This is a genomic window from Streptomyces sp. NPDC053493 (assembly GCF_044544825.1).
Classification (GTDB): Bacteria; Actinomycetota; Actinomycetes; order Streptomycetales; family Streptomycetaceae; genus Streptomyces.
On the sequence record NZ_JBITXS010000009.1, the window covers coordinates 318,659 to 332,925 of the forward strand.

Annotated in this window: 8 protein-coding genes; 6 read left to right on the plus strand and 2 right to left on the minus strand. The window is 72.5% G+C overall.

Annotation, left to right across the window (positions count from 1 at the left end; translation table 11 throughout):
- The first annotated feature begins 138 nt into the window (after positions 1-138).
- The 6 genes from ACIGO8_RS25445 to ACIGO8_RS25470 all read left to right on the plus strand — a co-directional run bounded on the left by ACIGO8_RS25445 (position 139) and on the right by ACIGO8_RS25470 (position 10,651).
- A complete protein-coding gene (locus tag ACIGO8_RS25445; protein ID WP_399734978.1) occupies positions 139-1,761 on the plus strand; it encodes a hypothetical protein in 1,623 nt (540 codons plus the stop codon).
- 156 nt (positions 1,762-1,917) lie between these two features.
- A complete protein-coding gene (locus ACIGO8_RS25450) occupies positions 1,918-3,096 on the plus strand; it encodes a CDP-alcohol phosphatidyltransferase family protein (protein WP_399734981.1) in 1,179 nt (392 codons plus the stop codon).
- Positions 3,093-7,754, plus strand: a complete 4,662-nt coding sequence (locus tag ACIGO8_RS25455; RefSeq protein ID WP_399734984.1) for a glycosyltransferase — start codon at positions 3,093-3,095, stop codon at positions 7,752-7,754. Before ACIGO8_RS25450 ends, ACIGO8_RS25455 begins: the two co-directional genes overlap by 4 nt.
- Complete coding sequence (locus ACIGO8_RS25460) at positions 7,751-8,590, plus strand: rhamnogalacturonan acetylesterase (RefSeq protein WP_399734987.1); 840 nt, start codon at positions 7,751-7,753, stop codon at positions 8,588-8,590. The genes ACIGO8_RS25455 and ACIGO8_RS25460 overlap by 4 nt, the downstream gene beginning before the upstream one ends.
- Complete coding sequence (locus ACIGO8_RS25465) at positions 8,587-9,318, plus strand: Ig-like domain-containing protein (RefSeq protein WP_399734990.1); 732 nt, start codon at positions 8,587-8,589, stop codon at positions 9,316-9,318. The genes ACIGO8_RS25460 and ACIGO8_RS25465 overlap by 4 nt, the downstream gene beginning before the upstream one ends.
- Complete coding sequence (locus ACIGO8_RS25470; protein ID WP_399734993.1) at positions 9,311-10,651, plus strand: phosphodiester glycosidase family protein; 1,341 nt, start codon at positions 9,311-9,313, stop codon at positions 10,649-10,651. The genes ACIGO8_RS25465 and ACIGO8_RS25470 overlap by 8 nt, the downstream gene beginning before the upstream one ends.
- A gap of 67 nt (positions 10,652-10,718) precedes the next feature.
- Here ACIGO8_RS25470 and ACIGO8_RS25475 read toward each other — a convergent pair whose 3' ends face one another.
- Together ACIGO8_RS25475 and ACIGO8_RS25480 are read right to left on the minus strand one after the other, a co-directional pair.
- Positions 10,719-12,857: a 3-hydroxyacyl-CoA dehydrogenase NAD-binding domain-containing protein gene (locus ACIGO8_RS25475; RefSeq protein ID WP_399734996.1), complete on the minus strand. Its 2,139-nt coding sequence runs from the start codon at positions 12,855-12,857 to the stop codon at positions 10,719-10,721.
- Positions 12,854-14,080, minus strand: coding sequence for a thiolase family protein (locus ACIGO8_RS25480; protein ID WP_399734999.1), 1,227 nt, complete (start codon positions 14,078-14,080; stop codon positions 12,854-12,856). Before ACIGO8_RS25480 ends, ACIGO8_RS25475 begins: the two co-directional genes overlap by 4 nt.
- Positions 14,081-14,267: the final 187 nt, after the last annotated feature.

Genomic DNA, 14,267 nt, shown 5'->3' on the forward strand with positions numbered 1-14,267 from the left:
GTGGGCTCTTGTCAAGTCGTGAAGTATAAGCGGACGCTCGGACACATTTGCGAGGACCCCGGGGAGTTATCGTCTATGCGTTCGCATGGATGTGAACAACAGGGAACGTACGGATAAACAGCAGGAAAGTGGGGCGACATGGGGCGTACCCGGCCGGACCTCGTCGCCGTCGTCGTCGCCACCCCGGCCGACGCGCCTCCGCTGCTGCTCGCCCAGCCGCCGGGCCGGCCCGTCGCGGTCGTGTGCCTCGGGCACGGTGAGGCAGGCGAACTCGAAGGCCTGGAGCGCTTCCTCGACCGGGCCGCCGCCGGGCCGGGACCGCGTCCCGTCGGCCGGCCGCTGGTCCTCGGCCTCGACCTCGGCCTGCCGGAGGATCCGGCCGCGTCGCCGGACGATCCGCAGGCGGCGGCCCGGGCGGCCGCGCAGGCCGTCGCGCGGGCCGAGGCCGCGGTGTACGACGCCCTCGCCCGCCTCGCCCCGCTCCGCGTCGCCACCCTCGACCCGGATCCGGCGAGCGTGCCCGTGCCCGGCGGGGAGCGGAGGTACGCGGTCGTCGAACCGCCCCGGCGCGCCGTCGCCGCGCTCGCCGCCGTGGGCGCCGCCCGCCGTCTGCAGCGCGACACCGGCACGCCCGTCTTCGTGGACTGCCGGCGCGCGGCCGCCGGCCCGGACGCGCCGGGCGGCCTCGCCGCCCGCTATCCGCGCCCCACCCGCTGGCTGACCACCGGCACCGACGGCCGGCTGTCGGTCCATCTGCTCTCGGCCGCGGGCGTGCTGTGCTGGACGGAGCGGACGCCCGGCGGGCCGGGCTGGTCGGGTCCCGAACTCCTGGAGACGCCCGACCTGATGCCCGGCCTCTCCGTCGTGCGCGGCGCCGACGGCTACGTACGGCTGCTCGGGCTGCGGCGCGCGGACTCCGCCCAGGGCCCGTCCCTGGAGGTCGTCACCGCCGTCCAGTACCAGAGCGGCCGGCCGCTCGGCCCGTGGACCGCGGTGGGCAATCCGAACGCGCGCGAGTGGCCCAAGGCCCGCCGGGTCGGCTTCCCGGTGGGCGCCCTCGACGCCGCCGGCACCTTCCACGTCTTCGTGCGCAACGTGGGCGCGAGCATCAGCACCCGGCGCCAGGACCCGGCCGGCCGCTGGTCGGCCTGGGAGCACCTGCGCGGCCGCAAGGTGGCCGACGAGCTCGTCGCCTTCCCCGCCTGGGACGGCGGCGTCGACCTCGTCGCCCGCGTCCGCGACGGCGAGGCGGCCGTGCACTGGCACTACGACCCGGCGTCCGGCGCCTGGACGGAAGACCGTTCGGTGCCGGTGAGCGCGGTGCCGGGCAGTCTGTCCGCCGCGCCGGAGGCCGGGGCGCTGCGCTACCGGTACGCGGCGACCAACGAGGTCTGTGTCTGGCAGCCGGGCGCGGGCGCACCGATCGGCCTGGGCGGCGGCGACGGCGGCGGCCCGGTCGCCGGTGTCGCGGGCGCCGGCGTCGACGGCTGGAGCTGTACGGTCCTGGTGCGCGACGGCCACGACGGCGTCCCGGCCGTCGGCGCGCACGCGGACGGCCGGCCCGATCTGGGGGTGTGGTGGGCCGCCCATGGTGATCCGGCGCCGGTGGCACCGGCGCCGCCGGCGGTCGCGCTGGACGGCTTCGGCCGTGTGGTGATCGCCACGGTGGCGGCCGACGGCGTGCCGCTGGTCGCCCGGCAACGCCCTGACGTGGGCGGTCTCGTCTTCGGGTCCTGGCAATCGGTTCACCAAGAAATATGAAAATCCGACTTTCTTGCTAAGATCCGTGGCGCGTCTGAAGTGAATGACGAGTGAACCTCATGTGTTCATCTCGTGCGCACGACCCGCGACCGCGGCGTGGCGGGGGCAGGGGCCCGTTCGGCGAGACGTGACGTTGCCACGCTCGCGAGGGGGGCCATGCAGAAGCTGTCACTCAGGGCTGTCCAGAAGCTGACCTGCAAGAAGCGGGACGCCTGGTGGACGGTCCTCCTGGTGGACCCCGTCGCCACGCGGCTGGTGTGCTGGCTCGCGCGCTTCGACTCCGTCACGCCGAACCGCGTCACCTGGGCCGCGCTCTTCGTGGGCCTCGGCTCCGCGTTCTACTTCCTCGAGGGCGACCCCGCCTCCCTCGCGATCGGCGCCGGTCTCTACCACGTCAGCTTCATCCTCGACTGCATCGACGGCAAGCTCGCCCGCCTCAAGGGCAATGGCTCGGTCTTCGGCGGCTGGCTCGACTACGTCTTCGACCGCATCCGGGTGCTGTTCTGCGCCCTCGCCCTGATGGGCGGTCAGTACCTGCGCACCGGGAAGCCCGTCTTCCTGCTCGCGGCCCTCGTCGTCGTCTTCCTCGACATGCTCCGCTACGTCGACGCCCTCCAGATCTACAAGATGCGCATGTCCATGCGCGGCAAGATCGAGGCCGTGACGCTGGCCCGCCAGGCCGCGGAAGGCGTGCAGGAGGAGGAACAGAAGGTCGTCTTCATGGAGGACCTGCTCCGCGACAACCCGCACGTGGAGCCCGAGGCGCACCGGGCCGCCGCCGTGGCGGCCGGACAGCCCGAGGTCATCGACCTGCACCAGCAGTTCCGCAAGAGCTTCCCGTGGTACGCGCGGGTCCGCCACGCGCTGCTGCGCAGCCGGATCCGGCCGCACCTGATCAGCGGCATCGAGTTCCAGATGTTCATCTTCATCGTGGGGCCGCTCGTCGGGCACGTGCTCGCCACCACGGCCGTCTCGGCCGTCCTCCTGGGCGCCTTCGAGCTCGTCATCATGTTCAAGTTCTGGCTGTCCACCAGGGACTTCACCCGCACCATGGAGCAGATCGATCCCGCCGGCGTGCCCTCCAAGGCCGGGTCCATCTCGCCCCGTCTGCAGGCGGGCCGGCACCGCAGGCGCGGCCAGGAGCAGGAGGAGGAGCAGGCCGAGGCGCACGAGCGCTTCCCCGCTCCCGAGCCGTACGAGGACCCGGGCTTCCAGCCGTATCCGCATCCCTACGACCCGGCGGCCCAGGGCGGCTGGGACACCATGCGGCTGCAGCAGATCCCGGCCCAGCCCGCGCGCGGCGAGCGCCACCACCCGGAGTACCAGGGCCGATGAGCAACCCTGACCCGCACGCCACCTCGTACGACGGCGTGCACGCGTACGACGGCGGGCACGTCACCTCGTACGACGGCGCGCACGCTGACAAAGGCGGGCACGCCACCTCGTACGACGGCGCGCACGCGACTTCGTACGACGACACGCACGCGACCTCGTACGACGCCTCCTACGGCCCGGGCGCCTACCGCGTCACCGTCGTCGTCCCCGCCTACAACGCGAGCGCCACCCTCGGCCGCGCGCTCCAGTCCGCCGTCAGCCAGACGCACCGCGACCTCGAGGTGCTCGTCGTCGACGACGCCTCCGCCGACGGCACCCTGCTCGTCGCCCACCAGTACGCCGAGCAGGACGACCGGGTCCGGGTCATCGAGCGGCCGCACAACAGCGGCGGCTGCGGAGCCCCGCGCAACCACGGCATCGACGCCGCCACCGGCCAGTACGTGATGTTCCTCGACGCCGACGACGAGCTGCCGCTCAAGGCCGTCGAGGACCTCCTCGCCTCCGCCCTCGCCACCGGCGCCGACGTCACCGCGGGCCGCGTGCTGCGGATCAACCCGGCCAAGGACGAGATCACCGTCTGGCAGCAGCAGCTCTACACGACCGCCCGCACCACCGGCGGTCTCGGCGAGCTGCCCGAGCTCTTCGACGACCCGATCGCCGCCGGCAAGCTCTACCGCCGCGACTTCCTCCACGACCACGGCATCCGCTTCCCCGAGGGCGTCTTCTTCGAGGACACCTACTTCTCCACCGTCGCCAACTTCCACGCCCGCACGCTCACCCTCCTGCCCACGCCCGTCTACCGCTGGCTGTGGGAACGCGAGACCGACCAGCCGTCGATCACCAACCGCCGCCACGAGCTGCGCAGCATCACCGACCGGGTCCGGGTCCACCGCCACACCGACCTGTTCCTCACCGGCGTCGGCCGCCCCGACCTGATCGCCCGCAAGGGCGCCAAGTTCCTCTCCCACGACCTGCGGCTCTACACGCCCGAGCTGCGCACCGGCGACGCCGCCTACCGCGACGGCTTCGTCCGCGCCGTGGCCCCCTACCTGCGCACGTTCGACGAGGACACCTACGCGCTGTGCGGCCCCATGGAGCGGATCCGGGCCTTCGGCCTGCTGCACGGCCGGGTCGACATCGCGCTGTCCGCCGCCGACTTCCTCGCCCGCCGCAGCGTCGTCAGCTCCGACCTCGTCGAACGCGACGGCCGCGTCTACTGGTCCGGCTCGCTGCTCGGCCGGCCCGGCGCCGAGAGCTTCCTCGACGTCACCGACCTGGAACTGAGCGGCACCCCGCTGGCCGACGCCCGCCTCTACAACGAGGCCTCCCGGGTCGAGATCCACGGCGACCGGCTCCACATCGCCGGAGCCGTCCGCAACCAGCTCGGCCGCGTCCGGCCCGACGACACCGTCGAACTCATCGCCGTGCTGCGCCGCCGCAGCACCAAGGCGGACCACCGCTTCCCGGTCACCGGCGTCGAGATCGACGAGCACTGGATCCGTTACCACGCCGACGTCGACCTCGCCGCCACCCTCGGCGCGGCCGAACGCCCCGGCAACTGGAACTTCTTCGTCCAGCTCCGCCACCGCGGCGAGCGCGCCTCCACGGCCCTCAACATCGACCCGGTCGACGTCTCCGACCTGCGCTACACCGCCTCCGGCGCCTCCGGCGCCTCCGGCGGCTCCGGCGGCAGCGACGTCTACGAGCTCTACCGGACCGTCAGCGGCAACCTCGGCATCCGCCCCGAGACCAGCGCCGCCCAGGAGCGGACCAACCCGCGCGGCACGCCCTGGCTGTGGTGGCAGACCGCCGAGGCGCACCGCCCCGCCGCCGCCCCGCCCCAGCGCCACACCGCCGCGCTCGTCGTCCACTGCCGCAACGACGAGTACAACCTGGACGCCTTCCTCGGCTCCCTCGTGGCCCAGCAGGGCTTCGCCGAGACCCAGGTCGTCCTCGTCGACGACGGCTCCAGCGACACCACCGCCGCGCGGCTCGCCGCCTTCGCCGCCGCCCACCGCAACGCGAAGGTCGTCAGCCAGGCCTCCCTCGGCCCGCGCTCGTCCTTCGACCACGGCCTGCGCCACGTCCGGGCCCCCTACGTGATGTTCGCGCGCGCCCGGGACATCCTCGGCGAGGCCGTGCTCGCCCGGCTGCTCGCCGCCACCCGCACCCTCGACACCGGCTTCGACGTGGTCGTCGGCGAGGCCGACAACTTCCCCGGCCCGCGGCAGGCAGCCGACGAGCCCTGGCTGCGCTACTTCAAGGACTCCGCCCCGGTGCGTCAGCTCCACGACGCGCCCTACCTCGTCTTCTCCACCGGACTCGGCGCCAAGCTCTTCAAGACCTCCTACATCCGCGACCGCGGCTTCCGCTGCGGCCCCGGGCCCGGCTTCGAGGACGACTGGTTCACCGTGCCGGCCATGCTGCGCTCGCGCCGCATCACCGTCGCCAAGGGCGCCCGCTGCTACGCCCGCGACGAGCACGAGCAGGACTCGCTCTTCGACCGCCCGTGGAACGACCCGGTCAAGACGCAGGAGCTGGTGCGCCTCGCCGACCACGTCCTCAAGTCGGTCGCCGGCGAGCCCGACCGCACCGAGCGCCTCGCCCAGCGCTTCGTCGTCCGCTCGCTCCAGCCCTACGTCCGCAACATGCACCGGATCATGAGCAGGCCCGAGCTGGCCGCCGTCTTCCCGGTGCTCCGGCGGGTCTACGCGGCGATCCCCGACGACCTGATCCTGCAGTACGCGGGCCGGCAGCAGTCCCGGCTCCAGCACCACGCCCTGGTCACCGGCAACTTCGAGCTGTTCGCCGACCCGCTGGCCAGACCCGCCTACCTGCCCACCCTCCACCTCGACGAGTCCGGCGTCTTCCGCCGCCTCGCCGAGGACACCGTCGACACCTCGCTGTTGCGGATCGAGCGGACCGGCGCCGTCCTGGAGACCTTCCGCTGGACCGACGGCCGCGCCCTCGAGTTCGAGGGACTCCTCGTCTTCTCCGGCACCGACATCGACACCCTCTACACCAACCCGCTGGAGCTGGTGCTCACCGACGGACGGCGCGAGGCCGCCGTACCGCTCGGCCAGGTCTACCGGCGCGACCGCTGGCGCACCCGCAAGGACCAGGACTGGTTCTCCGGCTGGCGGGCCACCGTCCCCGAGGACGTCCTCGACACCCTCGCCAACGCCGAACTCCGGCTCGCCGTCCGCGTCCACCACGGCGACCGGCACCACGACGTGCCGCTGTCCACCCGCCAGATGCTGCACCGCTTCAAGGGCGTCCACACCCGGGGCCGGCGCCGCTTCGTGCTGAGCATCGACGACGACGAGCGCACCACCGTCCGCTGGGTGAGCGGCTTCCTCGCCCGCCGCGCCGACCGGCTGCGCCGCTTCCGCTCCGAGCTGCGCGGCTCGCTGCCCGGCCGCCCCGGCTGGCGCACCCGGCTGCTGTACTGGCTGACCAAGCCCGTCCTCGGCCGACGCGGCATCTGGATCATCGGCGAGCGCGAAGACACCGCCCAGGACAACAGCTACCACCTGTTCACCTGGATCCGGCAGAACCATCCCCGGCGCAAGGTCTACTACTCCCTCAACCGCGACGCGGCGGACTGGGACAAGGTGGCCCGCCACGGCCAGGTCCTCGACCGGCTGTCCTGGCGCCACCGGGCCTACCTGCTGCACGCCGAGCGGCTGATCAACGCCTACGACCTGGAGGCCTACCTCGGCTTCCCCGGCCTGAGCAAGCGGTCCTTCCTGCGCGGCTACGGCGACCTGCTGCGCTACAAGCGGGTCTTCCTCCAGCACGGCGTCGTCTACAACGACGTCGTCGCCTCCATCCACGCCCAGGTCACCAACGTCGACATGGTGCTCACCACCGGCCGCAGCGAACGCGCCTACTACGCCGAGCACTGCGGCTACGGCTACGAGCGGGTCGCCGCCACCGGCCTGCCCCGCTTCGACGCCCTGACACCGGTGCCCGGCAAGCGGCGCGTCCTCGTCATGCCGACCTGGCGCCGCGAGATCGTCGCGCCGTCCTACAACAAGGCGGCCAAGCCGGAGATCCCGTTCGCCGCCTCCGCGTACTACCGCTTCTTCTCCGCGCTGCTGCGCGACGAGCGGCTGCTCGGGACCCTCCAGCGGCACGGCGTCGAGCTGGAGTTCATGCCGCACTACGAGATCCGCCCGTATCTGAAGCACTTCTCGATCGACCATCCGTCGATCACCGTCTCCACGACCGGCCGCGACGTGCAGCTCGCCATGCGCGAGTGCTCGATGCTGGTCACCGACTACTCGTCCGTGTTCTTCGACGTCGCCTACATGGGCAAGCCCGTCGTCTACACCAACTTCGACGACGAGCAGTTCTACAGCAAGCACTACAAGCGCGGCTATTTCGACCTCGCGCGCGACGGCTTCGGCCCGACGTGCGCGACCGTCGAGCGCGCCGTCGACGAGATCGTCCGCTCCGTCGAGCGGGGCTTCCAGGTCGAGCCCGAGTACCAGCGCCGGGCCGAGGAGTTCTTCGTGCTCCGCGACACCTCGAACTGCGCCCGCGCCTACCAGGTGATCGAGACGCTGGACGCCTCGGTCGTGGCGGACCCCGCCTTCGACGAGCGGCACCGCGGGGGTGTCGATTCCATGGATACGCAGGTCAGGCAGGTATGAACGAGCAGACGAGACGCATCTTCATCGCGGGAGGCTCGGGAGCCTGCACGCGGCAGGCCGCCATGGCCCCGATGGCCGGCTGGGGACAGGCGCTCCACCTGTTCACCCAGGGCTTCGAGGTGGTGAACGCCGCCCGCGCGGGCGCCAGTTCGCGCAGCTTCTACGAGCGCGGCCGGCTGGCCTGGATCCTGGAGAACATCGCCCCCGGCGACCTGCTCCTGATCTCCTTCGGCCACAACGACATGCGCGCCGAGGACGGCCGCTTCACCGCGCCGTTCTCCGACTTCCAGTTCTATCTGCGCAAGTACACCGACGGCGCCCGGGCCCGCGGCGCGCACCCCGTCCTGGTGCCCGGCGTCGAGCGGCGCGTCTTCGACGCCTTCGGCAACATGCGGCGCAGCCTCGGCGTCTATCCGCAGGCCGTCCGCGAGCTGTCCCGGACCGTCTCCGTCCCGCTGGTCGACCTGCACGAGTTCACCAGCACCTGGTGGGAGCGGCTGGGCGCCGAGGAGAGCAAGAAGATCTTCCTGTACCTGGAGCCGGGGGAGCACCCCAACTATCCGGACGGCGTGGAGGACAACAGCCATCTGCGGCCGCACGGCGCCCTGGAGTGCGCCCGCTTCGTCGCCCACGAGCTGTACGCCCAGCGCGTCCTCGCGCCGGAGCACTTCCGCAACCTGGACGCCCACGTCCCAGAGCAGGAGGTGACCTGGCTTCCCGACGACGTCTTCGAGCACCTCACCAAGTCCCGGGTGAGCCCGGTCGGCCCGGTGGGCGCGTCCGGCGCGGTGAGCGCGTCCGGCCCGGCCGGCGCGGTGAGCGAGGGAGTGGCATGAGCGACTGGTATCCGCTGACGCGGGCCTGGGTGGCCCACCCGGAGGAGCCGCGTTACGGCGGCCATCTGGAGCTGTTCTCCGACGCCGACCCGGCCGCGCCGCTGGCGCCCGGACAGCGCTTCCACCTGACGCTGTCGATCACCCCGCAGGACGCGCCGTACCGGGTCTACGGCTATCTGCTCGGCGACATCTTCGAGGACGGCGTCCTCGACGTCGTCCGCCACAAGGGCCTCGGCAAGCTGGCCAACGGCCGCTACGCCACGTACAGCTCGGGCGCCGAGCCGCGCAGCGCGACCCTGACGGTCAAGGTGCCCGAGAACGCCGCCGAGGGCGCGTACTTCCTCCCGCGGATCGTCGTCGGCGTCAAGCGCACCGACGAGGAGCGGCTCGTCCCGTCCATGGCGGTCTCCCGGACCGGCTTCCGGGTCCGCCGCCACTGGCTGCCGGGCCGCTCGATGGTCCTGGCCCCGGGCGGCAGCTTCATGATCCCCGGCGGCTACAGCCCGGCCGAGGGCCTGCGCTTCACGGGCACGACCTTCGCCTCCCACGGCACGCTGTTCAGCGCGTCCGACGGCTCGCTCAGCTATCAGGCGGAGGCCGGCCACCTCGGCTACGACTCCTTCTCCTGCTGCTTCGAGGACGACCACGGGCACCGGGTGTGGCAGGAGATCACCGTCCACATCGGCGACCTGTCCCACGCGCCGGGAGCGATCCTTCCGGATGCGTAGCCCGAACGGACGGCTGCCCGCCGCCCTGCTCGCCCTCGCGCTGCTCGCCGGCACCGCGGCCTGCTCCGGCTCCGGCTCCGGCCCCGGCGCCCATGAGCCGGCCCTGACGGCGCCCGCACTGCCGGCCGGGCAGCGGCTCGCCGCCGGCGTGGTCTACCAGGAGTTCACCGCCCAGGGACCGGCCGGGCCGGTGCGCGGCCATCTCGTACGGATCGCGCCCGACGCGCCGGTCCGGCTGACCGGCGTGCACGGGCGGGGCCTCGCCGAGGGCCAGACCGTACGCGACGTCGCCCGCCGCGGCCACGCGCTGGCCGCGGTCAACGCCTCGTACTTCGACATCCGCGGCGGCAAGGGCTTCGCCGGCTACCCGGGCGACCCGACCGGCCTCTACGTGGAGCACGGCCGGGTCCTCAGCGAGTCCCGCAACGACGGCGCCGCGCTGCTCCTCGGCCGCCGCGGCGACCGTCTGACGGCCCGGATCGCCGAGGTGTCCACCACCGGCCGGATCGTCGCCTCCGGCCCGGCCCGTGCCGGCGGCTCCGGTCCGGCCGCTCCCGCCGAGCGCGTCCTCGACGGCGTCGACCGGGTCGCCGGGCGGCTTCGGCCCTGCGGCGGACCGGACGCCGAGCGGCGGATCGAGGACGGGCGGCCGCTGACCCGGGACGCCAGGACCGGCCTGTGCCAGGACCCGGACGAGATCGTCCAGTTCACGCCCGAGTGGGGCGCCGACACACCCGGAGGACCGCGCGGCGGCGACAGCGACGGCGTCGAGGCGCTCCTCGCGGCCGACGGCACGGTGCGCGCCCTGCGCTCCCCGGCCGGCGGACCCGTACCGCCCGGCGGCTCGGTCCTCCAGGGCATCGGCGCCGGCGCCGGCTGGCTGCGCGCCCACGCCCGCCCCGGCACCCGCGTCACCACCACGACGACGATGACGGACCCGGACGGCGGCCCGCTGCCCGGCGGCCCGGTCGACTCGGCCGTCGGTGGCGGCGCCCGCCTCCTCAAGGGCGGCGAACTCGCCCTGAACGAGCGGGACCTCGCCCGTACGGAGCGGCCCGCCAGGACCGTGGCCGGCGTCACCGCCGACGGCGGCGTCCTGCTCCTCGTCCTCGACGGGCGCGAGCCCGGCGTCAGCACGGGAGCGACGCTCGCGGAGGCCGCCGGTCTGCTGCGCTCGCTCGGCGCCGTCGACGGCCTCAACCTCGACGGCGGCGGCTCGTCCACGATGGTCGTCGCCGGCGCACTGCGCAACCGGCCCCGCGAGTCCACGGGCGACCCGGTCTCCGAGCGCCGTGTCGCCACCGCCCTCGCGGTCCTGCCCGCCGGCTCCTGACGCGCCGACGGCCGGCGGTCCATCCCCGGAGGGACGGTCCGCCGGCCGCCGCTGTGCCGCAGTCCGGTTACGCGGGGACGCTCGCCACGCCCTGCGCCAGGAACCGCTTGCCGTTGACGCGCTCGGAGACGCCCTCACGGTCCAGGTACGGCGTGATGCCGCCCAGGTGGAAGGGCCAGCCCGCGCCCGTGATCAGGCAGAGGTCGATGTCCTGCGCCTCGGCGACGACACCCTCTTCCAGCATCAGGCCGATCTCCTGCGCCACCGCGTCCAGGACGCGGTCCCGGGCCTGCTCCTCGGTCAGGACGACGTCGCCCTGCTTCAGGAGCGCGGCGACCTCGGGGTCGAGCTCCGGCTTGAAGCCGTTCTCCGCGTTGTAGACGTAGAAGCCGCGCTTGCCGGCCTCGACGACGGCCTTCAGGTTGGGGGAGACCGTGAAGCGCTCCGGGAAGGCGCGGTTCAGGGTCTCGGAGACGTGCAGACCGATGGCCGGGCCGACGAGCTCCAGGAGGACCAGCGGGGACATCGGCAGGCCGAGCGGCTCGACCGCCTTCTCCGCCGTGGCGACCGGGGTGCCCTCGTCGATGATGTTCTGGATCTCGCCCATGAAGCGGGTGAGGATGCGGTTCACGACGAACGCCGGGGCGTCCTTCGTCAGCACGCCCGTCTTCTTCAGCTTCTTGGCGACGGCGAAGGCCGTGGCCAGCGAGGCGTCGTCGGTCTTCTCGCCGCGCACGATCTCCAGGAGCGGGAGGATCGCGACCGGGTTGAAGAAGTGGAAGCCGACCACGCGCTCCGGGTGCTGGAGCTTGGAGGCCATCTCCGACACGGACAGCGAGGAGGTGTTGGTGGCGAGGATCGCGTGCGCCGGGGCGACCGCCTCGACCTCCGCGAACACCTTCTGCTTGACCGACATCTCCTCGAACACGGCCTCGATGACGAAGTCCGCGTCCGCGAAGCCCTCGGCCTTGTCCAGGACACCGGAGACCAGGCCCTTGAGGCGGTTGGCCTTGTCCTGGTTGATGCGGCCCTTGCCGAGCAGCTTGTCGATCTCGCCGTGGACGTAGCCCACGCCCTTGTCGACGCGCTCCTGGTCGATGTCGGTCAGCACGACCGGCACCTCGAGGCGGCGCAGGAAGAGCAGCGCGAGCTGGGAGGCCATCAGACCGGCGCCGACGACGCCGACCTTGGTGACCGGGCGGGCCAGCGACTTGTCCGGCGCGCCGGCCGGGCGCTTGCCGCGCTTCTGCACCAGGTTGAAGGCGTAGATGCCGGAGCGGAGCTCGCCGCCCATGATCAGGTCCGCGAGGGCCTGGTCCTCGGCGTCGAAGCCCTTCTGCAGCTCGCCGTCCTTGGACGCCTCGATGATGTCGAGGGCGCGGTAGGCGGCCGGGGCGGCGCCGTGCACCTTGGAGTCGGCGACGGCACGGCCCTTGGCGACGGCCTGGTCCCAGGCCTCGCCGCGGTCGACCTCGGGGCGCTCGACGGTCACGGAGCCGTTCAGCACGCCCGCGGTCCAGATGAGCGACTGCTCGAGGAAGTCGGCGCCCTCGAAGAGCGCGTCGGCGATGCCGAGCTCGAAGACCTGCTTGCCCTTGAGCTGGCGGTTCTGGTTGAGGCTGTTCTCGATGATGACCGAGACGGCCTTCTCGGCGCCGATCAGGTTCGGCAGGATGGTGCAGCCGCCCCAGCCGGGCACGAGACCGAGGAAGACCTCGGGCAGCGAGAAGGCCGGCAGGGCCTTGGAGACGGTGCGGTAGGTGCAGTGCAGACCGACCTCGACACCGCCGCCCATCGCCGCGCCGTTGTAGTAGGCGAAGGTCGGCACGGCCAGGCCGGACAGACGCTTGAAGACGTCGTGGCCGCCCTTGCCGATGGCGAGCGCGTCGGAGTGCTGCTTGAGCAGCTCGACGCCCTTGAGGTCCGCGCCGACGGCGAAGATGAACGGCTTGCCGGTGATGCCGACGCCGACGATCTCACCGTTCGCGGCCTCGGCCTCGACCTGGTCGATCGCCGTGTTGAGGTTGGCGAGCGACTGCGGGCCGAAGGTGGTCGGCTTGGTGTGGTCGAAGCCGTTGTCCAGCGTGATCAGCGCGAACCGGCCCGCGCCCGCGGGCAGGTCGAAGTGACGTACGTGGGCCGAGGTGACGACCTCGTCCGGGAAGAGCTCGGCGGCGCCCTTCAGAAGCTCTGCGGTGGTGCTCACTTGCTGCCTCCGGCGTCCTTGTGGTTCGGGTTCTCCCAGATGACCGTGGCGCCCATGCCGAAGCCGACGCACATGGTGGTGAGGCCGTAGCGGACCTCCGGCTGCTCCTCGAACTGGCGGGCCAGCTGCGTCATCAGACGGACGCCGGAGGAGGCGAGCGGGTGGCCGTACGCGATGGCGCCGCCGTACTGGTTGACGCGCGCGTCGTCGTCGGCGATGCCGTAGTGCTCCAGGAAGGCCAGGACCTGGACGGCGAAGGCCTCGTTGATCTCGAAGAGACCGATGTCCGAGATGGACAGGCCGGCCTTGGCCAGCGCCTTCTCGGTGGCCGGGATCGGACCGTAGCCCATGACCTCGGGCTCGACGCCGGCGAAGGCGTAGGAGACGAGGCGCATCTTCACCGGGAGGTTGTTCTCGCGGGCGAAGTCCTCGGAGGCGATGATCGAGGCGGTGGCGCCGTCGTTGAGGCCGGCCGCGTTGCCCGCGGTGACCTTGCCGTGGACGCGGAACGGCGTCTTCAGGTTCGCCAGCGACTCCAGGGTGGTGCCCGGGCGCATCGGCTCGTCGGCGGTGACCAGGCCCCAGCCCGTCTCGCCGCCCTCGGGCGAGGTGCGGCGGACCGAGATCGGCACCAGGTCCTGCTGGATCTTGCCGTCGGCGTACGCCTTGGCGGCCTTCTCCTGCGAGCGCACGGCGTACTCGTCGGCGCGCTGCTTGGTGATCGTCGGGTAGCGGTCGTGCAGGTTCTCTGCGGTCATGCCCATGAAGAGGGCGGACTCGTCGACGAGCTTCTCCGACACGAAGCGCGGGTTCGGGTCGACGCCCTCGCCCATGGGGTGACGGCCCATGTGCTCGACACCGCCGGCGATGACGGCGTCGTACGCGCCGAAGGCGATCGAACCGGCCACGGAGGTGACGGCGGTCAGCGCACCGGCGCACATGCGGTCGATGGAGTAGCCCGGCACGGACTGCGGCAGGCCGGCCAGGATGCCGGCGGTGCGGCCGAGGGTCAGGCCCTGGTCACCGATCTGCGTGGTCGCGGCGATGGCGACCTCGTCGATCTGGGCGGGGTCGAGGCCGGGGTTGCGGCGCAGCAGCTCCCGGATGGCCTTCACGACGAGGTCGTCGGCGCGGGTCTCGTGGTAGATGCCCTTCGGGCCCGCCTTGCCGAACGGGGTACGGACGCCGTCGACGAAGACGACGTCCCTGACGGTACGAGGCACGATGGCTCTCCTCCAGGGTGCGGGATGGCACTGCTGCGCGGGCGCGGGGCCCGGCACGCGGCTAAGCGCGCGCTTGCTCCCCCCATGCTACTTGCGGGTAACCAAGCTGCCCACCCCCCTGGCCCGGAGCGGTGAACGTCACACCCGCGGACGCCGCCGCGCGCACCGCCTGAGAGGCTGTCGCCCG